This window comes from Micromonospora sp. ATLC20 (assembly GCF_057196585.1).
In genome coordinates this window covers 1-357 of record NZ_JBXUOV010000438.1, presented here as the reverse complement: position 1 = coordinate 357, position 357 = coordinate 1, and the positions used below count along the sequence as shown (strand labels likewise).

Below are 357 nucleotides of genomic sequence, written 5' to 3'. Positions count from 1 at the left end.
GGTTGCCGGGGTTCATGGTGCCTTCGGTGGTGATGGTGGTTGACGGGTTGCCGTTGTTGCCGTCGGGGAAGGTGGATCGGCGGGGTTTGCCGGTGCCGGTGGAGGCGGATGCGGGTGGGGTTTTCGTGGCTCCGCGTTCGTCGGTGGAGCGGGTGTTGGCGGGGGTGTGGGCTGAGGTTCTGGGTGTGCCTCGGGTGGGGGTGGAGGACAATTTCTTTGAGCTCGGTGGGGACTCGATTCTGAGTATTCAGGTGGTGTCCCGGGCGCGGGCTGCGGGTTTGTGGTTGTCGTCGCGGGATTTGTTCGTGCGGCAGAGTGTGGCGGCGTTGGCGGCGGGTCTGGAATCGGGGGAGATCG

The 357-nt window shown here is 65.8% G+C and carries 1 protein-coding gene; it reads left to right on the top strand.

Annotated features, from left to right (window positions below; genetic code table 11):
* Window positions 1–32: 32 nt before the first annotated feature.
* On the top strand, window positions 33–357 hold a 325-nt coding region (locus tag AC2CHG_RS31800; RefSeq protein ID WP_484526249.1), incomplete at its 3' end, for a phosphopantetheine-binding protein.